Below are 24,231 nucleotides of genomic sequence, written 5' to 3' on the forward strand. Positions count from 1 at the left end.
GACCATAGAGCGTTGGAACCACCTGATCCCATCCCGAACTCAGCAGTGAAACGATGCATCGCCGATGGTAGTGTGGGGTTTCCCCATGTGAGAGTAGGTCATCGTCAAGATTAAATTCCGAAACCCCTATCTGCGTATGCAGGTAGGGGTTTTGTTTTTGTCCGCAAGAAAGTTCGCACAGCAACAATGAGCAGGTTCACGCTGTCACCGTCTCCCGACAATGCTAAGGTTCGCCCCTGGCGTTTGTATTTTCCAAGGAAGCCTTTATGCCGGACGCGACGTCCCTCAGTGCTGGTTTTATGGTGGTTCACGGCAACCGCCTGGACGAGTTGCGCAGCCTGGTGGTCAGCTGGATGCGGCGCTACCCGCTGGCTCCCCTGGAGAATGAGATCGCGTTGGTGCAAAGCAATGGCATTGCCCAATGGCTGAAGCTGGCACTGGCGGAAGATTCTGAAGAAGACGACATGGGAGGCTGCGGCATCGCTGCCGCCATCGACGTGCAGTTGCCCGGCAGCTTCATGTGGCAGCTCTATCGCATGGTCCTTGGCCGCGACGAAATTCCGGTCAAGTCCCTGCTCGATAAAGCCCCGCTGACCTGGCGTCTGATGCGCCTGCTGCCGCAGTTGATCAACCAACCGCACTTCGAGCCGCTGCAGCGTTTCCTGACCCATGACACCGACCTGCGCAAACGCTATCAACTGGCTGAGCGCCTGGCGGATCTGTTCGACCAATACCAGGTGTACCGAGCTGACTGGCTCGAAGACTGGGCGGAAGGTCGACATCAAACAAGAAACGCCAGAGGCGAAGCCAAACACCTGACCCCGGCCAATTGCTGGCAGGCAGAGTTATGGCGCGCACTCTTGCTGGATGTGGGAGCAGAAGGCATGGCGCAAAGCCGTGCCGGCGTCCATCAGCGGTTTGTCGAACGCATCAACAATCTCGAAACAGCCCCCAAGGGATTACCCTCGCGAGTGATCGTTTTCGGGATTTCTTCCCTGCCTGCTCAGGCCCTGGAAGCACTGGCGGGACTGGCACGATTCAGCCAGGTCCTGCTGTGCGTACACAACCCATGTCGTCATCATTGGGCAGACATCGTCGCCGATAAAGACCTGTTGCGGCATCAATACAAGCGTCAGGCCCGCAAGAGCGGCATGCCGGTAGTGATCGATCCGCAAACCCTCCACCAGCATGCTCACCCGCTACTGGCCGCGTGGGGCAAGCAGGGGCGGGACTACATCAACCTGCTCGACAGTTATGACGATCCCAACAGCTATCGTTCGGCATTCCGTGACGGGCGCATCGACCTGTTCAGTGATGGTCAGCCGCTGAATGTGCTCAACCAGTTGCAGGACGACATCCTCGAACTGCGCCCCCTCAACGAGACTCGGGAGCGTTGGCCGGCTATCGATCTGCAGAAGGACGAGTCGATCCGTTTTCACATCGCCCATAGCGCCCAGCGAGAAGTCGAGATCCTCCACGATCAACTGCTCGCGCGCTTCAGCGCCGACCCGACACTGCGGCCCAGGGACATCATCGTGATGGTCCCGGACATCGACAGCTACGCACCGCATATTCGTGCCGTGTTTGGTCAGCTTGACCGCCAGGATCCACGCTTCATTCCGTTTACCCTGGCTGACCAGGGCCAGCGTGGTCGCGATCCTTTGCTGATTGCTGTGGAGCACCTGCTCAAGCTGCCCGACAGCCGATTCCCCGTCAGTGAGATTCTCGATCTGCTGGACGTCCCCGCGCTGCGCGCTCGTTTTGGCGTCGAGGAGCGTGACCTGCCGACGCTGCACCGCTGGATCGAAGGTGCCGGCATTCGCTGGGGGATGAATGCCGAGCAACGTGCCGGGCTTGGGCTGCCGCATGAACTGGAGCAAAACAGCTGGCGTTTCGGCTTGCGACGGATGTTGCTCGGTTATGCCGTTGGCAGCGCCGATGCTTATGAGGGTATCGAACCCTACGACGAGATCGGTGGTCTGGACGCTGCGCTCATCGGTCCGCTGGTTGCATTGCTGGACGCGCTGGAAGTGGCTCACCACGAACTCTCTCAGCCTGCATCGCCGGGGCAATGGGGCTTGCGCTTGCAGGCTTTGGTGCAGTTGTTCTTCCTTGCCGGTAACGAACACGATGACTACTTGCTGGCCCAGCTCGAAGAACTGCGCGAGACCTGGCTCGAGACCTGTGAATCTGTAGGGTTGCAGGACGAGTTGCCGCTGACCGTTGTCCGTGAAGCCTGGCTTGCAGGTCTGGATCAGGGCCGTTTGTCCCAGCGTTTTCTGGCCGGAGCGGTCAACTTCTGCACCTTGATGCCCATGCGCGCCATCCCGTTCAAACTGGTGTGCCTGCTGGGCATGAATGACGGCGATTATCCGCGCGCGCAACCGCCGCTGGATTTCGATCTGATGGGCAGTGATTACCGTCCGGGTGACCGCTCCCGGCGTGAAGACGACCGCTACCTGCTACTGGAAGCCTTGCTGTCGGCAAGGGACCAGCTCTACATCAGTTGGGTGGGCCGCAGCATCCGCGATAACAGCGAGCGACCTGCCTCGGTGCTGATTGGCCAGTTGCGTGACCACTTGGCCAGCGGTTGGCGATTGCTGCAAGGCGACGAGGATCTGCTGGAAACCATGACTCGCGAACACCCATTGCAACCCTTCAGTGCTCGCTACTTTCACGACGGGGATGAGTCGTTCAGCTACGCCAGTGAATGGCAGGTGCTTCATCAGGCGGCAGAGCATCAGGCAGGCGCCGAAGTGCTCGGGCCCCACGTCCAGGACGAACCACTGAGCCTCGGTCAGGTGCAGGATTTCCTGCGCAATCCGGTACGGCACTTTTTCAGCCAGCGACTGAAGGTCTTCTTCGAGGCGGCCGAAGTGCCGTTGGCCGATGAAGAGCCCTTTGTCCTGGATGCGTTGCAGCGTTACAGCCTCAGCGACCGTTTGCTCGAAGCCGCGCTGGCAGATCCTGGAAATTCCGGGCAGGCATTGGAGGATCAGGCGAAACGCTTGCAGAACAGCGGACTGCTGCCCATGGCCGGATTCGGTGAGTGCCTGCAACGCGAGTTGATCGAGCCATTGCCTGACTTGCTGCAACGCCACCAACAGCTCCTGGCGCTGTGGCCAACACCCCTCAGCAGCGCGTTGCCGGTCAGTCTTGAACTGCAAGGCCTGCACATCGAGGGCTGGCTCAGCGGCCTGCATCAGCGCGCCGATGGTGGATTGCTGTCTATCACTACGATTCCCAACAGCATCGGCTCGATCAAGTCGCGCAAATGGCATCGATTGACACGCCCGTGGGTCAATCATCTGATGGCTTGTGCCAGTGGCATGTCACTGACCACCGCATTGGTGGCCAGCGACGACAGCCTGTTGCTCGGTCCACTGGACCAGTCCACGGCGCAGACAATTCTCGGTGACCTGTTGATGGCCTGGCAGTCGGGTATGCGCCAGCCTCTGCCGATCGCGGTCAAGACAGCCTTCGCGTGGCTGGGGCAAACCGACCCGGTCAAAGCCGAGGCCGCTGCGCGCAAGGCCTATGAAGGGGATGGACAAACGACGGACGGAGAGCGTCGCGAAAGCCCGGCACTCGCCCGTCAATTCGCCGATTACGATGCCTTGGTCGCTGACGAGACGTTCTCCCAGTGGTGTGACGCGCTCTATCGCCCGCTTCTTGAAGCACCCTGGCGTTCACTGTCCAGCGAGGAGTCGCGCTGATGAGCACAAAGACACCTCTGGCCCTGGCATTCCCGTTGCGCGGCAGTCAACTGATCGAAGCCAGCGCCGGGACCGGCAAGACCTTCACCATTTCCGCGTTGTACCTGCGTCTGGTGCTTGGCAATGGCGGGGAGGACAGTGGTTTCGGACGTGAGCTGTTGCCACCGCAGATCCTCGTCGTGACCTTCACCGACGCCGCGACCAAAGAACTGCGCGAACGCATCCGCACGCGGCTCGCCGAGGCCGCACGCTATTTCCGCGATGAAACACCGGCCCCCGACAGCCTGATTGCCGAGTTGCGCGACCAGTACTTACCCGAGCAGTGGCCCGGCTGCGCAAACCGCCTGGATATCGCCGCCCAGTGGATGGACGAGGCGGCGGTGTCGACCATCCACAGTTGGTGCCAGCGCATGTTGCGCGAGCACGCATTCGACAGCGGCAGCCTGTTTACCCAGACCCTGGAAACCGACCACAGCGACTTGCTGGGGGAAGTCCTGCGCGATTACTGGCGGCTGTTCTGTTACCCGATGCAAGGTGATGCCTTGAATTGGGTGCGCAGCAATTGGGGCGGGCCGGCGGCGCTGCTGCCGCGGATTCGTGCGCTGTTCGCCAGCGAGCGGGATACCCTTGAAGGGAAAGAACCCGCCGAAGTGATTTCGCAATGCTTGCAAGAGCGAAGGGCTGCCCTGATCGAACTCAAGAAGCCTTGGTTGGAGTGGGCGGACGAATTACTTGCGATCTGTCACCAAGGCGTTGCCGGCAAGGCGGTCGATGGTCGCAAGATGCAGGCACGCTATTTCGAGCCCTGGTTTGAAAAAATCAAAGCCTGGGCCGAGGACGAATCCCTCGAGCAACTGGATATCGGCACTGGCTTCACTCGTCTGACCCCGGATGGCATGGCTGAAGCCTGGAAGGGTGAGGCGCCTCGACATCCGGGGCTCGATGCGATGGCCGGCCTCAAGGCCTGCCTCGATGGGTTGCCGACACCTGATGCCGCCGTACTGCAACATGCGGCCCGCTGGGTCGGGGCGCGATTCGAGGAAGAGAAACGCCGCCGCGCGGAAATGGGTTTCGACGACATGTTGCTGCGCCTTGATGCGGCCTTGCAGTCTGATGGCGGCGAACGCCTGGCAACCCTGATTCGTGAACAGTTTCCGGTCGCCCTGATCGATGAGTTCCAGGACACCGACCCGGTGCAGTACCGGATCTTTGAGAGCATCTACCGGATTGAAGAGAACAGCCCCGAGTGCGGTCTGTTCCTGATCGGCGACCCGAAACAGGCGATCTACGCTTTTCGCGGCGCCGACATCCATACCTACCTGCGCGCCCGGCAGGCCACCACTGGCCGCCTGCACACCCTGGGCACCAACTTCCGCTCAAGCCATGGCATGGTCAACGCGGTGAACCATGTGTTCGAGCGCGCCGAAGCCCGGGCGTCAGGCCGCGGCGCTTTCCTCTTTCGGCAGAAGAATGGCGACAACCCGGTTCCGTTCACGCCGGTTGCCTCCCAAGGTCGCAAAGAAGTCTTGCGCATCAATGACCAGGCAATCCCGGCCTTGAACATCTGGCACTTGCCGGCCGAACAACCGTTGTCCGGTGCGGTGTACCGGCAACAACTGGCGGCTGCGTGCGCCAGTGAAATCACGGCATTGCTCAATGGCGGGCAGCAGGGGCATGCGGGGTTCACCCAGGATGGCAAAGCCTTCAGGGGCCTGTTGCCGGCGGACATCGCCATCCTGGTCCGCGACGGCAAGGAGGCGCAGGCGGTTCGTGCGCAACTGGCCGCCCGTGGCGTGCGCAGTGTTTACCTGTCGGACAAGGACTCGGTGTTCGCCGCCCAGGAGGCGCATGACGTGCTGACCTGGCTCAAGGCCTGTGCCGAGCCGGATGTCGAGCGACCGCTGCGGGCCGCGTTGGCCAGCATCACGTTGAACCTATCGCTGACGGAACTGGAGCGGCTGAATCAGGACGAGTTGGCCTGGGAAGCCCGGGTCATGCAGTTCCGTGGTTATCGCGAAGTCTGGCGCAAGCAGGGCGTACTGCCGATGCTGCGACGCTTGCTGCACGACTTCCGTTTGCCCCAGGCGCTGATCGCCCGCAGTGACGGCGAGCGCGTGTTGACCAACCTTCTGCACCTTTTCGAACTGCTGCAACAAGCCGCCGCCGAACTCGATGGCGAGCAAGCCCTGATCCGGCATTTGTCCGAGCATCTGGCGTTGTCCGGGCAGGCTGGCGAAGAGCAGATCCTGCGTCTGGAAAGTGATGAACAATTGGTCAAGGTCGTGACCATTCACAAATCCAAGGGCCTTGAGTACCCCTTGGTGTTCCTGCCGTTCATTTGCTCTGCGAAACCGGTGGATGGCAGCCGCCTGCCGTTGCACTACCACGATGAATCCGGCAATGCCCAGGTCACGTTGGAACCGACGGCAGAATTGATTGCCCTGGCTGACGATGAGCGTCTGGCCGAGGATCTGCGCTTGCTCTATGTCGCCCTGACCCGGGCGCAACACGCCTGCTGGCTGGGGGTGGCCGACCTCAAGCGCGGCAACAACAATGGCTCGGTGCTGCATCTGTCGGCATTGGGTTATCTGCTGGGCGGCGGTGCGCCGTTGGCCGAGTCCCCGGCGTTGCAGCTTTGGTTGCGGGATCTGCAACAGGACTGCCCGGCGCTGGCGTATGCCGAGATGCCTGAAGCGACAACGGTGCATTACCAGCCACCGCAAAACGACGCGGCACTGCTGGTTCCGCTGGTTCCGAAACGCAAGGCCAGTGAGAACTGGTGGATCGCTTCCTACAGCGCGCTGCGCATTGGCGACACCCTGAGTGTCGGCACCGACGAAGCGCCGGAGAGCCCGCAGGCGCAAAAACTGTTCGATGACGAACGCCTCGACCCACAGGCGCCCAGGGAAGTGGTGGCCGGTGGCGGCGATATCCATCGCTTCCCGCGCGGCCCGAACCCCGGCACCTTCCTCCATGGCTTGCTCGAATGGGCGGGAGGCGAGAGTTTTGATGCGGCACCGCAAGAGGTGATCGACGCCATTGCCCGTCGCTGCAACCGTCGAGGCTGGGAGGGCTGGATCAGCACCTTGAGTGACTGGCTGCAGCATCTGCTCAAGTCGCCGTTGCAACTGGGCAGCGGCCAGGCACCGGTGGTATTCGGCCAGTTGACGCAGTATCAGGTCGAGATGGAGTTCTGGTTCGCCAGCCATAAGGTCGATGTGCTCAAGCTCGATGCGCTGGTGTGCCAATACACCCATAACGGCGTGGCCCGGGTCGCCGCGGAACCGGTGTTGCTCAACGGCATGTTCAAGGGCTTCATCGACCTGACGTTCGAACATGACGGCCGCTATTACGTGGCCGACTACAAATCCAACTGGCTCGGCGTCGATGATGCGGCCTACACCGCGCAGGCAATGGAACAGTCGATTCTCGACAACCGTTATGACCTGCAATACGTGTTGTACCTGTTGGCCCTGCACCGCCAGCTCAAGGCGCGGCTCGCCGATTACGACTACGACCGGCATGTCGGCGGTGCGTTGTACCTGTTTTTGCGCGGTACGCGCGCGGCCAGCCAGGGTGTGTTTTTCGCCCGGCCGCCAAGAGAGCTGATCGAACGTCTGGACAGGCTGTTCCAGGGCAAGCCAGAGCCCAAGGCCGAGCCCGTCTGGGAACAGGGAGTACTGATATGAGTCGCACATTCGCCGATTTGTTGCCTACATCGCTGGCAGCCGAAAGCCTGGCCGATCTGGCTCCGCTGAGTCGTGCCGACGACTTGCTGTTGTTGCTCACGCGTTGGGTCGAGCGCGGCTGGTTGCGCGCGCTGGACAAAGCCTTTGTGGCATTTCTGCATGAACTGGCCCCTGAAGATGATCCACTGGTGTTGCTGGCAGCCGCGCTGACCAGCCACCAGTTGGGCCACGGGCATGTCTGCCTCGACCTGTTCGAAACGCTGAAAGAGCCGGACTTCGCCCTGTCGTTACCACCCGAAGGTGACGTGCAAAGCGGCGCGATGCTGTTGCCCTCGCAATTGCTGGGATCGCTGGACGGTGCTCATTGGTGCAAGGTGCTGGCCGCCAGCAACCTGGTCGCGCTGGCCGCTGACAGTCGTGACAACGTGCGCGACCGGCCTCTGGTGTTATCGGGCAAACGCTTGTACCTGCGCCGCTATTGGGCCTACGAGCGGCGGATCGACCTTTCGTTGCGTGAGCGTTTGACGGAACACGAATCTACGCCGAGCGACTTGCTCCAGCGCCTCACCGGTTTGTTTGGTCCTGCCCGGCCGGGTGAGGTGATCGACTGGCAGAAGCTGGCTTGCGCCCTGGCGACCCGCAGTGCTTTCAGCATTGTCACGGGGGGACCGGGAACCGGCAAGACCACCACCGTCGTGCGCTTGCTGGCATTGCTCCAGGCGCCGGCGGTCGAGGCCGGCATGCCCCTGCGCATTCGCCTCGCTGCACCGACCGGCAAGGCCGCGGCGCGTCTGACAGAATCCATCAGCCAGCAAGTCCGGACCTTGAAGGTCACGGAGGACGTTCGGGAAAAGATCCCCTCCGACGTCACCACCGTTCACCGCCTGCTCGGCAGCCGGCCCGGGACTCGTCATTTCCGCCATCACGCGGGCAATCGCCTGCCGCTGGATGTGTTGGTGGTGGATGAGGCCTCGATGATCGACCTGGAAATGATGGCCAATCTGCTCGACGCCTTGCCGGCCCATGCGCGCCTCGTGCTGTTGGGTGACAAGGATCAATTGGCTTCGGTAGAGGCCGGTGCGGTATTGGGGGATCTTTGTCGCGACGCGGAGGCTGGCTGGTACAGCCCGCAGACGCGCCAGTGGCTGGAAACCGTCAGTGGCGAAAGCCTGCAGGCCAGTGGCTTGCAGGAGGACGTGCAGGGCACTCATCCATTGGCCCAACAGGTCGTGATGTTGCGCCATTCCCGGCGATTCGGTGAAGGCAGCGGCATTGGCCAACTGGCTCGCTGGGTCAACCAGCAGCAACCCGAAGAGGCCCGCAAGTTGTTGTCGGCGCGCAGCCATGACGATGTGTATTGCCTGGCCCTGAAGGGAGAGCAGGATCGGGCCCTGGAGCGCTTGCTTCTAGACGGCCACGGTGAGGGCCCGCAGGGTTATCGACATTACCTGAGCGTGCTGCGCAATCAGCGGCCGTCACTGGACAGTCCGCTGGAAGACTCGTGCTGGATTGATTGGGCTCGAAAAGTGCTGCAGGCCTTCGACGCATTCCAGTTGTTATGTGCCGTGCGCAAGGGGCCGTGGGGTATCGAGGGCTTGAACCAGCGGGTGACGGACGCATTGCTCAGGGCGCGCCTGATCGACAGCGACCAGCAGTGGTACGAAGGTCGCCCTGTCCTGATGACCCGCAACGATTACGGGCTGGGTTTGATGAACGGCGATATCGGCATTGCCCTCAAGCTCCCTGAACAGGAAGGCCACGGAAAACAGGTTTTGCGCGTGGCATTCCCACGCAATGATGGCCAGGGCGGTGTGCGATTTGTCCTGCCCAGCCGTCTGAATGATGTCGAAACCGTGTACGCCATGACCGTGCATAAATCCCAGGGCTCGGAGTTCGCACATACCGCGTTGATTCTTCCCGATGCCTTGAATCCGGTACTCACCAAGGAGCTGATCTACACCGGCATTACCCGGGCCAAGGACTGGTTCACCTTGATCGAGTCCCGTGCGGGCGTGTTTGAAGAGGCGGTGAAACGCCGGGTCAAACGCTTGAGCGGGCTGATGCTGGAGCTCAAGGGCGGCAGCGAGCCGACAGTCTGAAAGGTCAGTAACAGGCTGTAGGAAAATGTCCGAGGCTGCTTAGTACGTGGCCTCGCTGGCATTTCGTTGCTGTGCTATCGTTGCGGCATCATTTCGCTACGGTCGAAGAGTATCCCTGCATGAAGGTGGCTGTCAGGACGACAGAGCGCGTCGTTGGCTGTAGAAAAGCGCTGCTTGCCATTCTTCTTTGTCTGCTGGCCAGCGTCGTTTTCGCTCAATCGCAAGCCCCGGTGGGCAAGGCGGACCAACGCGCCAAAGCGGTTACCCAGGTGATCCTCGGAATCCTCAGCTATGCCCGCTGGCCCGTCGAGCCTTTACTGCTGCGCCTGTGCCTGGTCGGCCCTACCGAATACACCGACGATCTGGTCAAGGGCACGACCCAGGCGACGGGGCGACCTGTCACGGTGCAACGCTTGTTGGCCGACAACCCTTCGATTGTCAGTGACTGCGATGCGGTTTATATCGGCAAGCTGACGGGCGTCGAACGCAGTCGATTGTTTGCCGCATTGATCGGGCATCCGGTGTTGAGCATCAGTGAGAGCGATGAGCAATGCACCGTCGGCAGCCTGTTTTGCTTGCGGGTCGGCGACGAGCAGGTGTCGTTCGAGGTTAATCTCGACTCTGTCGCCCGTAGCGGCGTACGCATTCATCCGAGTGTGTTGCAACTCTCCCGCCGCAAGCCGGCGGCGCCATGAAGTTAATGAGACCGGGCAGCCGCCCGACTTTGCATTCGGTCATCGGTCGCGGCAACCTGCTCGTTGCGCTGGTGGGCGTTGTCATGGCCAGTGTTTCACTGACGTTGCTTGGCGTGCTGGCCTTGCGCGTATACGCCGATCACAACCTGCACCTGATCGCCCGTTCGATCAGCTACACCGTGGAAGCCGCGGTGGTGTTCAACGACAAACCCGCCGCAACCGAAGCGCTGGCGTTGATTGCCTCCACCGAGGAAGTGGCCGACGCCGAGGTGTTCGATCAACAGGGCCAGTTGCTGGCCCGCTGGCAACGACCGGAAACCGGTTGGGTGTCCGATCTCGAAATGCACATCGCCAAAGCGTTTCTGGAAGAACCCATGAGCATGCCGATCCTCCATCAAGGGCGGGAAGTCGGCAGCATCAGGCTCACCGGTCATGGCGCCAGCCTGATGCGGTTTTTGCTCAGCGGTCTGATGGGCATCGTAGTGTGCACGGCCATCAGTGCCTGGGTTGCACTCTTCTTGGCGCGCCGACAACTGCGCGGGATCACCAAGCCGCTGCGCAACCTGGCCGCTGTTGCCCACGCCGCGCGCAGTAAACGGGCCTTCGACAAGCGCGTGCCGCCTGCCGACATTGTTGAACTCGATGATTTCGGCAACGACTTCAATGCCCTGCTCGATGAACTCGAGGCCTGGCAGTCGCACCTGCAAAGCGAAAACGAATCCCTGGCTCACCAGGCCAGCCACGACAGCCTTACCGGATTGCCCAATCGGGCGTTTTTCGAAGGTCGCCTGATGCGCGCGTTGCGCAGCGCCAACAAGCTCGGCGAGCGAGTGGCGGTGCTGTTTCTCGACAGCGATCGCTTCAAGGAGATCAACGACAGTTTCGGCCATGCGGCGGGTGATGCGGTGTTGGTGGCCGTGGCCAACCGGGTTCGGGCGCAACTGCGGGAAGGGGACCTGGTGGCGCGCTTGGGTGGCGATGAGTTTGCCGTGCTGCTGACGCCGCTGCACAAAACCGAAGACGCCGAACGGATTGCCGACAAGATTCTGGCCAGCATGGACATGCCGATTCCATTGCCGGGCAGCACCCAGGTATTGACCTCTCTCAGTATCGGCGTCGCGGTGTACCCGGATCATGGCGCAACGCCGGGTGCCCTGCTCAACGCCGCCGATGGCGCGATGTACCAGGCCAAGCGCCTCTCCCGAGGCGCACAGTACACGGCAGGGTCGGAGCACCCCGCCGCCGATGTTCAAAACAGGAGCTGATTTCCGTGTTCACATTCAACCCGCGTTCCCTGCGTTTTTTCACCCTGACACTGCTCGTGGCCTTATTGAGCCTGACCGGTTGCCAGACCACCCCCAAAGGCCTGACCCCGGCGCAAATCGCCGTGCTGAAACAGCAGGGGTTCGAGCTGACAGACGATGGCTGGGCTTTCGGCTTGTCCGGCAAGGTCCTGTTTGGCAGTGACGACGACAGCCTGAACAAGCAGAGCACCGACATTGTCGAGCGCATCGGCAAGGCGCTGCTGGGGGTAGGTATCGAGCGGGTACGGGTCGATGGTCACACAGACGCCTCGGGCAAAGAGGCCTACAACGAGCAACTGTCCGTGCGCCGGGCGAAAAGCGTGGCCAAGGTGCTCAACACCGTCGGCATGAAACAGGAAAACATCCAGCTGCGTGGCTTGGGCAGCAGCGTGCCGGTGGCCACCAACAACACCTCCAGTGGCCGCACCGAAAATCGCCGGGTGGCGATTGTGGTCAGCTCCGACTAATCGGCAAACAACATCTCCCGGCTTTCACCCATCAACAGGCCGTGATTCTGCTCGGTGACCTGGCGGATGTAATCCCACAACAGGGTGATCCGCTTGAGCTTCCTGAGATCCTCGCGGCAGTACATCCAGAACTGTCGGGTGATATTGATTTCCTGCGGCAACACCGGCAGCAGGCGCGGGTCCTGGGTGGCGAGGAAGCACGGCAGGATCGCCAGTGAGCGTCCTTGCTGCGCGGCCACGAACTGCGCGATCACGCTGGTGCTGCGCAGGTTGGCGCTGGCGCCGGGCAGTACGTTGGCCAGGTACAGCAGCTCCGAGCTGAACGCCAGGTCGTCGACGTAACTGATAAACGAATGTTTGGCCAAGTCTGCCGGGCGGCGGATAGGCGGGTGGTTGTCCAGATAATCCTGGGTCGCGTACAGCTGCAATCGGTAGTCGCACAGTTTGCAGCAGACGTACGGGCCATGCTCCGGACGCTCCAGGGCGATGACGATGTCGGCTTCGCGCTTGGACAGGCTGATGAAGTGCGGCAGCGGCAGGATATCCACAGAAATGGCCGGATAGGTGTCGACGAAGTGGCTCAGCTGCGGCGTGATGAAAAAACTGCCGAAGCCTTCGGTGCAGCCCATGCGCACATGACCGGACAGCGCCACGCCGGACCCGGAAACCTGCTCGCACGCCATGTGCAAGGTGCTTTCGATTGACTCGGCATACCCCATCAACCGCTGGCCTTCGGCGGTCAGGACAAAGCCGTTGGTCCGGGATTTTTCGAACAGCAAAGTGCCCAGCGCCGTTTCCAGGGAGCTGATGCGCCGCGACACCGTGGTGTAGTCCACCGCCAGGCGCTTGGCCGCAGTGCTGGCCTTGCGGGTGCGGGCGACTTCGAGGAAAAACTTGAGGTCATCCCAGTTCAACGAGCCGAGGGAGGTGATGTTTTTTTGCATGTTGGACCGGTTTTTATGTGCGTTCTTATTAGAAGTTTGCACATCTATACTCCAAAAACAGTCCGTTAACCAATTCGCGGCACACGCCTCATCTCAAGGCGACTTTCTCGCCTTGGCTCCCAAGATAAAAACAAAGATCTGGAGACCCACATGAACGCATCGCTCACGCCCAACGAAACCACCGTGCAAAAGGTCAAGCTGTTGATCGACGGCCAGTGGGTCGAATCCAAGACCACCGAATGGCACGACATCATCAACCCGGCGACCCAGCAGGTGCTGGCCAAGGTGCCGTTTGCCACCGCCGAAGAAGTCGATGCGGCCATCAGCGCCGCCCATCGCGCCTTCCAGACCTGGAAGCTGACCCCGATCGGCGCCCGCATGCGCATCATGCTCAAGCTCCAGGCGCTGATTCGCGAACACTCCAAGCGCATCGCCGCTGTCCTCAGCGCCGAGCAGGGCAAGACCATTGCCGACGCCGAAGGCGATATTTTCCGTGGCCTGGAAGTGGTCGAACACGCTTGCTCCATCGGCAGCCTGCAAATGGGCGAGTTCGCTGAGAACGTCGCCGGTGGCGTCGACACCTACACCCTGCGCCAGCCAATCGGCGTGTGCGCCGGCATTACCCCGTTCAACTTCCCTGCGATGATTCCGCTGTGGATGTTCCCGATGGCCATCGCCTGCGGCAACACCTTCGTGCTCAAGCCGTCCGAACAGGACCCGATGTCGACCATGCTGCTGGTGGAGCTGGCCATCGAGGCGGGCATTCCGGCCGGCGTGCTCAACGTCGTGCATGGCGGCAAGGACGTGGTGGACGGGCTCTGCACCCACAAGGACATCAAGGCGGTTTCCTTCGTCGGTTCAACCGCCGTCGGTACCCATGTCTACGATCTGGCGGGTAAACACGGCAAACGCGTGCAATCGATGATGGGCGCCAAGAACCACGCCGTGGTGCTGCCGGACGCCAATCGCGAACAAGCGCTGAATGCGCTGGTGGGTGCCGGTTTCGGTGCTGCCGGTCAACGCTGCATGGCCACCTCGGTGGTGGTGCTGGTGGGCGCGGCCAAGCAGTGGCTGCCTGATCTCAAGGCGCTGGCGCAGAAGCTCAAGGTCAATGCCGGCAGCGAGCCGGGCACCGATGTCGGCCCGGTGATCTCGAAAAAGGCCAAGGCGCGGATTCTCGACCTGATCGAGAGCGGCATCAAGGAAGGCGCGAAACTGGAGCTGGACGGTCGCGAGATCTCGGTCCCGGGTTACGAGAAGGGCAACTTTGTCGGCCCGACCCTGTTCTCCGGCGTGACCACCGACATGCAGATCTACACCCAGGAAATTTTCGGCCCGGTGCTGGTGGTGCTGGAGGTTAATACGCTTGATGAGGCCATCGCTCTGGTCAACGCCAACCCGTTCGGCAACGGCACGGGCTTGTTCACCCAGAGCGGCGCGGCGGCACGTAAATTCCAGAACGAAATCGACGTCGGCCAGGTCGGCATCAACATCCCGATTCCGGTGCCGGTCCCGTTCTTCAGCTTCACCGGTTCGCGCGGTTCCAAGCTCGGCGACCTCGGCCCATACGGCAAGCAAGTGGTGCAGTTCTACACTCAGACCAAGACCGTCACCAGTCGCTGGTTCGATGACGACAGCGTCAACGACGGTGTGAACACCACCATCAACCTGCGATAAGGAGCCGGACATGAAAATCGCTTTTATCGGTCTGGGCAATATGGGCGCGCCGATGGCGCGCAACCTGATCAAGGCCGGCCATGCTCTGCGCCTGGTGGACCTGAACAAAGCTGTGCTGGCGGAACTGGAACAGCTGGGCGGCAGTATCAGCCCAACGGCCCGCGAAGCTTCAGAAGGCGCCGAGCTGGTCATCACCATGCTGCCTGCCGCGGTGCATGTACGCAGTGTGTGGCTGGGTGAAGACGGCGTGCTCGCCGGTATCGGCAAAGGTGTTCCGGCCGTGGATTGCAGCACCATCGATCCGCAGACCGCGCGGGACGTAGCCACCGCCGCTGCCAAACAGGGCGTGGCCATGGCCGATGCACCGGTCTCTGGCGGTACCGGTGGTGCAGCCGCCGGGACGCTGACCTTCATGGTCGGCGCCACGCCTGAGCTGTTCGCCACCCTGCAACCGGTACTGGCGCAAATGGGCCGCAACATCGTCCATTGTGGTGAGGTCGGCACCGGGCAAATCGCTAAAATCTGCAACAACCTGCTGCTGGGGATTTCCATGGTCGGCGTCAGCGAAGCCATGGCGCTTGGCGATGCATTGGGCATCGACACCAAGGTGCTGGCGGGCATCATCAACAGTTCCACGGGGCGTTGCTGGAGTTCGGAGATGTACAACCCGTGGCCGGGCATCGTTGAAACGGCGCCGGCGTCGCGTGGTTACACCGGTGGTTTCGGTGCCGAACTGATGCTCAAGGATCTGGGGCTGGCGACCGAAGCGGCACGTCAGGCGCACCAGCCGGTGGTACTCGGCGCGGTGGCCCAGCAGTTGTATCAGGCGATGAGTTTGCGTGGGGAGGGTGGTCAGGACTTCTCGGCGATCATCAACGGCTATCGCAAGCCGCAATAACGGTTGGTGACAAGCGGATTTTGTGGCGAGGGAGCAAGCTCCCTCGCCACAGGGTTGGAACGACTGGGTCTGAAAGCATATTTACCGGGAGATCACGTCGGGTGATCCCCCGGTTTTTTTGTATCAGGCAAACACGAAATATTTGCGCACGGTTTCCACGACTTCCCAAGTGCCTTTCATCCCCGGCTCAACGACGAAAATGTCGCCGGCGCGCAGGTGGATCGGCGCCATGCCTTCCGGGGTGATGATGCAGTAGCCTTCCTGGAAGTGGCAGTACTCCCACTTCACGTATTCCACGTACCACTTGCCTGGCGTGCAGATCCAGGTGCCCATGATCTTGCTGCCGTCTTCGCTGGTGTAGGCATTGAGGTTGACGGTGTGCGGGTCGCCTTCGAGTTTTTCCCATTTACAGGCGTCGAGCACGGGCAGCGGGTGAGTGTCGCGAAGAACGGTAATCGGTGCGGTCATGATGACTCCGGGCAGTGGGCTCAAGAACTGAAGTCGCACCCTATAGCGCCTGTCCCGCGATCAGTTGTCTGTGGTCGACACTGAGGTGTCCAGAAACGCGCTCCCTGCTCAATCTTCTGGCTAGGCCAACGCTTGCAGCAACGCCTTGGCGTAGCCGGGCAGCGCGGCGAAATCGCGGGCGCAGATCAAGAGCCTGCGCTGTGCCCAGGGCTCTTGCAGGCAGAGGCTCTTGAAAGACGGTTCGTTGGACCACCGATCGACCGCCGCCAGGGGCACGATCGCCAGTCCCGCCCCTCGGGCGACCATGCGCATCACGCCATCGAAGCCATCGGCACGGATGCGGATCTGCATGCGCAGGCCGGCGTGCAGTGCCTGCTCTTCCAGGTACACCGCCAAGGCGCTGTTGGCATTCAGGCTGACGTAGTCGTGATGCAGCGTGTCGGTGAAGCTCACTGAGGTCGCCTGTGCCAAGGGATGTTCCCGGGGCATGATCAGCACCAGCGGATCATCGCGGAACGCTCGGGTCTGCAAGTCATCGGTGTCCACCGCGTCGGAAACGATGCCGAGGTCTGCCGCCCCTTGGCGCAAGGCGTGGGTGATGCGGGTGCTGGGCAGTTCCTGCAAGTCGATGTCGAGGTTGGGGTGGCTATGCAGGAAATCCGCGAGCAACTCTGGCAGGTACTCGGTGATTGCCGTGGTGTTGCACAGCAGCCGCACCTGGCCTTTGACGCCCTGGGCGTATTCGGCCAGTTCCTGTTGCAGGCGTTCGGCCTGTTGCAGCAGGATCCGGGCGTGTCGGGCCAGGGCATTGCCGGCCGGTGTCGGGCTGACCCCGCGACGATTGCGCTGAAGAAACTCGACGCCCAGCGACGCCTCCATGGCGCGAATTCGCGCACTGGCCGCTGCCAGGGACAAATGACTGCGTGCGGCGCCGGCGGTGATGTTGCCGGTGTCGAGGATGTTCAGGTACAGGCGCAGGTCGGTCAGGTCGAAGTGCATTACAACAATCCCAAGTTGTGTGTTGTCTGGAAGGACGCCATCGCGATTATTTAGCCTCTTGTGTGGAGAGAGGCTGCCTCAGTATATGGCAGATTTTCAATCGATCCCCGCGGGCTCACCATGGCCCCATGAATACACTCTCGGCGTTTTATCAGAATCTCGGGTTAGCCCTTTCGCTACTGGTTATCGGCACCTTTGTGCTGGCCGGCATGATCAAGGGCGTGATCGGTCTCGGCCTGCCGACCGTTGCCATGGGGTTGCTCGGTCTGGCTATGGCGCCGACGCAGGCTGCGGCGCTGTTGATCATTCCGGCGACCCTGACCAACGTCTGGCAACTGGCATTCGGCGGGCATCTGTCGGGGCTGGTCAAACGGTTGTGGCCGATGCTGCTGTCGATTTTCATCGGCACCGGGGCAGGCACACTGTGGATCGGCATGAGCGGTGGCCATTGGGTGGTGCGGGGGTTGGGGGCTGCATTGTTGCTGTATGCGCTGAGCGGGTTGTTCCTGCCGACTGTGCACGTGGGGCGGCGCAATGAACGCTGGCTCGGTCCATTGTGTGGCGTGCTGACCGGCGTCATCACTTCGGCCACCGGCGTGTTCGTGATTCCGGCGGTGCCCTATCTGCAAGCGCTGGGTTTGAGCAAGGACGAGCTGGTGCAGGCGCTGGGCCTGTCGTTCACCGTCTCGACCCTCGCGCTGGCCGGTGGCTTGCTATGGCGTGGCGCGCTTGGTGGGGGCGAGTTGAGCGCATCGCTGTTGGCGCTGATTCCGGCCATGCTCGGCATGTGGCTGGGACAATCGCTGCGCCAGCGGATCAGCACCCTGTGGTTCAAGCGCGTGTTCTTCGTTGGCCTGGGTGTGCTCGGCGGCCATTTGCTGATCAGCGGTTAGCGGACGACGGGCTGATCATCTCGATGGCGCGGATCTCGAAGTCCCGTTCCAGGTATTCATCACGCTGCGCGAGGAACTGCTTCATGTGCGGCAGATTCGAGTGCACGTCGAGGTGGGCCCGGGATTGCCAGATCTCGTAGAAGATGAACAGGGTCGGGTCCTGTTGGTCGCGCAACATGTGGTATTCGATGCAACCGGGTTCGGCTCGGCTCGCTTGCACGTAGCCGCTGAAAAAGGCTTCGAAGGCGTCGGATTTTTCCGGGCGGGTCTTGGCGTGCAGGATGAAGCCCTGGATTTCACTCATCTACATCTCTCCTCAAATCAGAATTGGCGCCAGTCTAAGGCAACAATCACCTGTTGATTCGTGCTTGTAGGTCAAATGAATTTTGCCAAATCGACGCTTACTCCGCGCGAGGTCGATCGGTACTCTGCCGCCATCCGATTCCCGACCTTCCCGAGACCTCTCATGAAAAAAGTCCTGTTGCTCAATGGCGGCAAAAAATTTGCGCACTCCGACGGCCGCTACAACGCCACCCTGCATGAAGCCGCGTTGAGCGTGCTGGATCGCGGTGGCATGGATGTCAAAACCACCTTCATCGACGAGGGCTACGACGTCGCCGAAGAAGTGGCCAAGTTCCTCTGGGCCGACGTGATCATCTACCAGATGCCCGGTTGGTGGATGGGCGCACCGTGGACCGTGAAAAAGTACATCGATGAAGTCTTCACCGAGGGCCATGGCAGCCTCTATGCCAGCGACGGTCGCACCCGTTCGGACGCATCGCAGAAGTACGGCAGCGGCGGTCTGATTCACGGCAAGCAGTACATGCTGTCGCTGACCTGGAACGCCCCGCAGCAAGCCTTCGACGACCCAAGCGATTTCTTCGAGGCCAAAGGCGTGGACGCGGTGTACTTCCCGTTCCACAAGGCCAACGAGTTCCTGGGCATGACCGGTTTGCCGACGTTCCTGTGCGTGGACGTGATGAAGCGCCCGAACATCGAAGGCGACGTGGCGCGCTATGAGCAGCATTTGGCTGAGGTGTTTGGTCTCAAGGCGTAACTGTCAGCTACTATCGAAAGCCTGAGTCTGTGTTCGGGCTTTTGTGGCGAGGGAGCTTGCTCCCGCTGGTGCGCGAAGCGGACCCAAAACCAGCCTGCTCGGTGGTTCAAGTTGTCTGCGTCAAACCATTTACGACGGCTTCGCCGCCGAGCGGGAGCAAGCTCCCTCGCCACAAGGGTTCTTCTCAGCTTGGAAGAACCGGCGCAGGACTATCGATAAGGGACACACGTGAAAGCCAGATCCGATGAATTGCAGGTTTTCGTCTGCGTGATTGAATGCGGGTCGATTTCCGCGGCGGCCGAGCAGGTGGGGCAAACGCCTTCGGCGGTCAGCCGTACGCTCTCGCGGCTGGAGGCCAAGCTCGACACCACCTTGATCAATCGCACCACGCGGCGCATGGACCTGACCGAAGAGGGCAAGTACTTCTTCGAGCACGCCAAGCGCATTCTCGATCAGATGGATGAGCTCGAAGAGCGCCTGTCCTCGCGCCAGCAAACACCGTCCGGGCGGCTGCGGATCAATGCGGCGTCACCGTTCATGCTGCACGCCATCGTGCCCTACATCGAAGAGTTCCGCAGGCTCTACCCCGACATCCAGCTCGAACTCAACAGCAACGATTTGATCATCGACCTGCTGGAGCAGAGCACCGACATCGCCATCCGCATCGGCACCCTGACCGACTCGACGCTGCATGCCCGCTCCCTGGGTTGCAGCCCGCTGCACATCGTCGCCAGCCCGGCGTATCTGGAAAAGCACGGCGCACCGCAAGCCGTGGCTGACCTGGCTAACCATACGCTACTGGGGTTCACCCAGAACGAAGGCCTCAACCAATGGCCGCTGCGTTACGTGCATGGCGATCGCTGGCCGATCCAGGCATCGATCAGCGCCTCCAGCGGCGAAACCATCCGCCATCTCGCACTGGACGGCCAGGGCATCGCCAGCCTGTCGCATTTCATGACCATCGAAGACATTCGTGCCGGACGCTTGAAAGTGTTGCTGGCCGAGTTCAACAGCGGTTATCGCCAGCCGATCAACGCGGTGTACTACCGCAACTCGCAACTGGCCCTGCGGATACAGTGCTTCCTGGACTTTATCCAGGGCAAGCTGGCCGATTATGCGAGCGCAGATTTCAAGGGCTGATTCGTGATTCCTGCGCAAAAGTGAATTGGGTCAGAGGGCATTTTTCGGCAGTGATCGCTCCTTGATACTCCTTGCATCACTTATCCACGCAGGGAGTTGCTCCATGAACGTATTCGTTACCGGTGCCGCCGGTTTTATCGGCGGTTCCATCGCCACGGGCCTGGTCCAGGCCGGCCACAACGTCACTGGTCTGGTGCGCAGCGCCGAACAAGCCGATGAACTGCGTGCACTGGGCATCACCCCGGTAATCGGTACGCTGGACGACTGCGCCCTGTTGGCCGATCAGGCGCTTGCTGCGGACGCTGTGATCAACGCCGCCAGCAGCGATCATCGTGGCGCGGTGGAAGCCTTGCTCGATGCCTTGCGCGGTGCTGGCAAAGTGTTCCTGCACACCAGCGGTTCGAGCATCGTCGGTGATGCCCCGGGCGGTAAATCCAGTGATGTCATCTACTTCGAAGACAACCTGCCGAAACCGACAGTCGACAAGGCGGCGCGCGTGGCCATCGACAACCTGATCCTGGCGGCGGCCATGGACGGGGTGAACTCGGCAGTGATCTGTAACACGCTGATCTACGGCCACAGCCTGGGCGTCCATCGTGACAGCGTGCAGCTACCGCGCCTGCTCAAACAGGCGCGCAAAAGCGGTGTGGTGCGCCATGTCGGCCCGGGCCAGAACATCTGGTCCAATGTGCACATCGAGGACGTGGTGGCGCTGTATCTGCTGGCGCTGACTGAAAACGTACCGGGCACCTTCTACTTCGTCGAAAGCGGTGAAGCGTCGTTCATCGACATGACCACGGCCATGGCCCAGGCGCTGAACCTGGGCGAGCCGCAGGACTGGGCGCTCAAGGATGCGGAAACCGAGTGGGGCTATGAAATGGCCAACTATGGTTTGGGCTCCAACAGTCGGGTGCGCGGCAAGCATGCGCGGGAATTGCTGGGTTGGGTGCCGAAGCGCACGTCGGTAGTGGAGTGGATTCACGACGAGATGGTTTGAGTTCGCGATAGACCGCGTCATCGTTCATCGCGGGCAGGCTCACTCCTACATTTGATTGCATTCCTTCTGATGGAACGCGGTTAAATGTAGGAGTGAGCCTGCTCGCGATTGCGTTTCCACTGGCCCATCTGCTGGCCGCGCTGCCCCCGATTCCGTAACATCCGCACACTCTTTTTCGTCTCTCCCTGTGTGCGATCCCCCATGAAAGCAAAACGTCTACGCGCCGATGTCCTGGCCGGGCTTACCACGTCCTTCGCCCTGTTGCCCGAGTGCATCGCTTTCGCGCTGGTGGCTCATCTCAATCCGCTGATGGGGCTCTATGGCGCGTTCATCATCTGCACCCTGACCGCGCTGTTCGGCGGACGACCGGGCATGGTGTCCGGTGCGGCCGGCTCGATGGCCGTGGTGATCGTCGCGCTGGTGGTGCAACACGGCGTGCAGTATCTACTGGCCACGGTGTTGATGGGCGGGTTGATCATGATGGCGTTCGGGCTGCTCAAGCTCGGCAAACTGGTGCGCATGGTCCCGCACCCGGTGATGCTCGGCTTCGTCAACGGCCTGGCGATCATCATTGCCCTGGCGCAACTGGAACACTTCAAGAGCGGTGAAGCCTGGTTGAGCGGTACGCCGCTGTACATGATGATCGGGCTGGTTGCGGTAACCATGACGGTTGTCTACGTGCTGCCGCGCCTGACCCGCACGGTGCCGCCGGCGCTGGTGGCGATTCTCGGCGTGGGCCTGGCGGTGTATTCGCTGGGCCTGCCGACCCGCACCCTGGGCGACATGGCGCACATCGCCGGTGGCTTGCCGACGCTGGCGCTGCCGGACATTGCGTGGAACCTGGACACCCTGCGCATCATCGCGCCCTATGCGATCCTGATGGCTATGGTCGGCTTGCTGGAAACCCTGCTGACCCTGAATCTCACCGATGAAATCACCGAGAGCCGTGGCTATCCGGATCGCGAGTGCGTGGCGCTGGGGGCGGCGAACATCGTGTCCGGTGCGTTCGGCGGCATGGGCGGTTGCGCGATGATCGGCCAGACCGTGATCAACCTCAGTTCCGGCGGGCGCGGGCGTTTGTCCGGGGTGGTGGCCGGGGTGTCGATCCTGTTGTTCATCCTGTTTCTGTCGCCGCTGATCGAGCGCATTCCACTGGCCGCGCTGGTGGGGGTGATGTTCGTGGTGTCGCAACAGACCTTCGCCTGGGCCTCGTTGCGGGTGCTGAACAAGGTGCCGTTGAACGACGTGCTGGTGATCATCGCGGTGACCGTGATTACCGTGCTCACCGACCTGGCAATGGCAGTGCTCTGCGGAATCATCATTGCGGCGCTCAATTTCGCCTGGCAGCAGGCTCGGCAGTTGTACGCCGACAGTCATCTGGAGACTGACGGCAGCAAGCTGTACCGGGTGCATGGCACGCTGTTCTTCGCCTCGACCACACCCTTTCTCAATCAGTTCGATCCGGCCAATGACCCGGCGCAAGTGACACTTGATTGCCAGCACCTGAGTTTTGTCGACTACTCGGCCATCGCCGCGCTGGGCACCTTGCGCGAGCGCTACACCAAGGCTGGCAAGCACTTGCGGGTGCTGCATTTGTCCGAGCGTTGCAAGAAATTGCTCAAGCGCGCCCGGATGCAGCACGACTGAAATCAAACAGGCAGGCGCGATGAAAATCCGCCTGCCATATTTTCATTATTTGCGACAACTCATACCTCTGCACGACACCCCTTACCTCTGCACGAAAATTACTTTCACCTCGTTTGAAAATCACCTGCCGAAATGTTTTAAGAGTTTCACAAATATTTCGACGTGACCCTCTCGAGGAGTACCGCATGACCCTGTCCTTCGGCTATTGGCTGCTGGTGTATGCCGCTGTTGCCATCATCGCGCTGATCGTTCTGATCGCCCGTTACCGGCTCAACCCGTTCATTGTCATCACCCTGATTTCCATCGGCCTGGCGCTGGTGGCGGGCATGCCGCCGTCCGGTGTGGTGGGGGCGTACGAAGCGGGTGTCGGCAAGACCCTGGGGCATATCGCACTGGTGGTGGCGCTGGGCACCATGCTCGGCAAGATGATGGCCGAGTCCGGTGGCGCCGAGCAGGTGGCGCGGACCTTGATCGACCGTTTCGGCGAGAAGAACGCGCATTGGGCGATGGTGTGCATCGCGTTTCTGGTGGGGCTGCCGCTGTTCTTCGAAGTCGGTTTCGTCTTGCTGGTGCCGATTGCCTTTACCGTGGCGCGGCGCGTGGGCGTATCGATCCTGATGGTCGGCTTGCCGATGGTCGCCGGGCTTTCGGTGGTGCATGCGCTGGTACCGCCGCACCCGGCGGCGATGCTGGCGGTGCAGGTGTATCAGGCGTCGGTGGGGCAGACCTTGATGTACGCGATCCTGATCGGCATTCCGACCGCGATCATCGCAGGTCCCCTGTACGCCAAATTCATTGTGCCGCGCATTCAGCTGCCGGCGGAAAACCCGCTGGAACGACAGTTTCTTGAGCGTGAACCGCGCGACAGCCTGCCGGGTTTCGGTATCACCATGGCGACCATCCTGTTGCCGGTGGTGCTGATGCTGATCGGCGGCTGGGCCAACCTGATTTCAACACCGGGCACAGGTTTCAACCAGTTCCTGCTGTTCATCGGTAACTCAGTGATCGCGCTGTTGCTGGCCACATTGTTGAGTTTCTGGACCCTCGGCCTGGCCCAGGGCTTCAACCGCGAATCGATCCTCAAGTTCACCAACGAATGCCTGGCGCCGACCGCGAGCATCACACTGCTGGTGGGCGCCGGTGGTGGCTTGAACCGGATTCTGGTGGACGCCGGCGTCACCGACCAGATCGTCGGCCTGGCCCACGAGTTTCATTTGTCGCCGCTGTTGATGGGCTGGCTGTTTGCCGCGTTGATGCGCATTGCCACCGGTTCTGCCACTGTGGCCATGACCACCGCTTCAGGCGTGGTCGCGCCAGTGGCCATTGGTCTGGGTTATCCCCATCCGGAGCTGCTGGTGCTGGCGACTGGCGCCGGGTCGGTTATCTTTTCCCACGTTAACGACGGCGGTTTCTGGTTGATCAAGGAATACTTCAACATGACCGTTACCCAAACCTTCAAGACCTGGACCGTGCTCGAGACGTTGATCTCGGTCATTGCCTTCGGCCTTACCGTTGGCCTTTCTTACCTGATTTAGCCGGAG

General features: G+C 61.3%; 18 protein-coding genes and 1 rRNA gene. 15 read left to right on the top strand and 4 right to left on the bottom strand.

From position 1 onward, the window contains the following. The 7 genes from rrf to KGA96_RS16850 form a co-directional block, all read left to right on the top strand. Nucleotides 1-110: ribosomal RNA gene (gene rrf, locus KGA96_RS16820) — 5S ribosomal RNA — on the top strand; the annotation flags it as partial. A 156-nt stretch (nt 111-266) separates the two neighbouring features. Further along, nucleotides 267-3,716: an exodeoxyribonuclease V subunit gamma gene (gene recC / locus KGA96_RS16825; RefSeq protein ID WP_223513739.1), complete on the top strand. Its 3,450-nt coding sequence runs from the start codon at nt 267-269 to the stop codon at nt 3,714-3,716. After that, entirely contained in the window at nt 3,716-7,405 is a 3,690-nt protein-coding gene (gene recB / locus KGA96_RS16830; RefSeq protein ID WP_223513741.1) for an exodeoxyribonuclease V subunit beta, read from the top strand. Before recC ends, recB begins: the two co-directional genes overlap by 1 nt. Continuing rightward, a complete protein-coding gene (gene recD, locus KGA96_RS16835) occupies nt 7,402-9,504 on the top strand; it encodes an exodeoxyribonuclease V subunit alpha (RefSeq protein WP_223513744.1) in 2,103 nt (700 codons plus the stop codon). Before recB ends, recD begins: the two co-directional genes overlap by 4 nt. A 119-nt stretch (nt 9,505-9,623) precedes the next feature. Continuing rightward, complete coding sequence (locus KGA96_RS16840; protein ID WP_223513747.1) at nt 9,624-10,199, top strand: YfiR family protein; 576 nt, start codon at nt 9,624-9,626, stop codon at nt 10,197-10,199. Beyond that, the gene (locus KGA96_RS16845) at nt 10,196-11,464 is read left to right on the top strand and encodes a diguanylate cyclase domain-containing protein (RefSeq protein ID WP_223513763.1); all 1,269 of its coding nucleotides are present in this window, start codon (nt 10,196-10,198) and stop codon (nt 11,462-11,464) included. Before KGA96_RS16840 ends, KGA96_RS16845 begins: the two co-directional genes overlap by 4 nt. A gap of 5 nt (nt 11,465-11,469) precedes the next feature. Further along, nucleotides 11,470-11,970: an OmpA family protein gene (locus KGA96_RS16850; RefSeq protein ID WP_046038612.1), complete on the top strand. Its 501-nt coding sequence runs from the start codon at nt 11,470-11,472 to the stop codon at nt 11,968-11,970. Here the strand turns inward: KGA96_RS16850 and KGA96_RS16860 are convergent. Further along, nucleotides 11,967-12,914, bottom strand: a complete 948-nt coding sequence (locus KGA96_RS16860) for a LysR family transcriptional regulator (RefSeq protein WP_263287007.1) — start codon at nt 12,912-12,914, stop codon at nt 11,967-11,969. The genes KGA96_RS16850 and KGA96_RS16860 overlap by 4 nt on opposite strands. 150 nt (nt 12,915-13,064) lie before the next feature. Between KGA96_RS16860 and KGA96_RS16865 the strand changes: the two genes are divergently transcribed. Continuing rightward, entirely contained in the window at nt 13,065-14,591 is a 1,527-nt protein-coding gene (locus tag KGA96_RS16865; protein ID WP_046038615.1) for a CoA-acylating methylmalonate-semialdehyde dehydrogenase, read from the top strand. Between the two features lie 10 nt (nt 14,592-14,601). Further along, on the top strand, nt 14,602-15,489 hold the full coding sequence (gene mmsB, locus KGA96_RS16870) for a 3-hydroxyisobutyrate dehydrogenase (RefSeq protein WP_046038616.1): 888 nt from the start codon (nt 14,602-14,604) through the stop codon (nt 15,487-15,489). Between the two features lie 123 nt (nt 15,490-15,612). Here mmsB and KGA96_RS16875 read toward each other — a convergent pair whose 3' ends face one another. Together KGA96_RS16875 and KGA96_RS16880 are read right to left on the bottom strand one after the other, a co-directional pair. Further along, nucleotides 15,613-15,957, bottom strand: coding sequence for a cupin domain-containing protein (locus tag KGA96_RS16875; RefSeq protein WP_046038617.1), 345 nt, complete (start codon nt 15,955-15,957; stop codon nt 15,613-15,615). A gap of 120 nt (nt 15,958-16,077) precedes the next feature. Continuing rightward, complete coding sequence (locus KGA96_RS16880; protein ID WP_046038618.1) at nt 16,078-16,956, bottom strand: LysR family transcriptional regulator; 879 nt, start codon at nt 16,954-16,956, stop codon at nt 16,078-16,080. A gap of 128 nt (nt 16,957-17,084) precedes the next feature. Between KGA96_RS16880 and KGA96_RS16885 the strand changes: the two genes are divergently transcribed. Beyond that, complete coding sequence (locus tag KGA96_RS16885; RefSeq protein ID WP_223465716.1) at nt 17,085-17,849, top strand: sulfite exporter TauE/SafE family protein; 765 nt, start codon at nt 17,085-17,087, stop codon at nt 17,847-17,849. Here the strand turns inward: KGA96_RS16885 and KGA96_RS16890 are convergent. Then, nucleotides 17,839-18,153: a putative quinol monooxygenase gene (locus KGA96_RS16890; protein WP_223465714.1), complete on the bottom strand. Its 315-nt coding sequence runs from the start codon at nt 18,151-18,153 to the stop codon at nt 17,839-17,841. The two genes, KGA96_RS16885 and KGA96_RS16890, sit on opposite strands and share 11 nt — an antisense overlap. 162 nt (nt 18,154-18,315) lie before the next feature. On the opposite strand from KGA96_RS16890, the gene KGA96_RS16895 reads away from it, so the two are divergent. The 5 genes from KGA96_RS16895 (at nt 18,316) to KGA96_RS16915 (ending at nt 24,225) form a co-directional block, all read left to right on the top strand. After that, a complete protein-coding gene (locus KGA96_RS16895) occupies nt 18,316-18,906 on the top strand; it encodes an NAD(P)H-dependent oxidoreductase (RefSeq protein ID WP_223465712.1) in 591 nt (196 codons plus the stop codon). A gap of 228 nt (nt 18,907-19,134) precedes the next feature. Continuing rightward, nucleotides 19,135-20,046 (top strand): LysR family transcriptional regulator, encoded by a 912-nt coding sequence (locus KGA96_RS16900; RefSeq protein ID WP_223513766.1) that lies wholly within the window; start codon nt 19,135-19,137, stop codon nt 20,044-20,046. Nucleotides 20,047-20,149: 103 nt separating this feature from the next. Then, complete coding sequence (locus KGA96_RS16905) at nt 20,150-21,043, top strand: NAD-dependent epimerase/dehydratase family protein (protein ID WP_223465710.1); 894 nt, start codon at nt 20,150-20,152, stop codon at nt 21,041-21,043. Between the two features lie 201 nt (nt 21,044-21,244). After that, a complete protein-coding gene (locus KGA96_RS16910) occupies nt 21,245-22,690 on the top strand; it encodes a SulP family inorganic anion transporter (protein ID WP_223465709.1) in 1,446 nt (481 codons plus the stop codon). 185 nt (nt 22,691-22,875) lie between these two features. Further along, nucleotides 22,876-24,225, top strand: coding sequence for a GntP family permease (locus KGA96_RS16915; RefSeq protein WP_046038629.1), 1,350 nt, complete (start codon nt 22,876-22,878; stop codon nt 24,223-24,225). Nucleotides 24,226-24,231: the final 6 nt, after the last annotated feature.

The organism is Pseudomonas sp. GL-R-26, from assembly GCF_019947365.1.
Lineage (GTDB): Bacteria > Pseudomonadota > Gammaproteobacteria > Pseudomonadales > Pseudomonadaceae > Aquipseudomonas.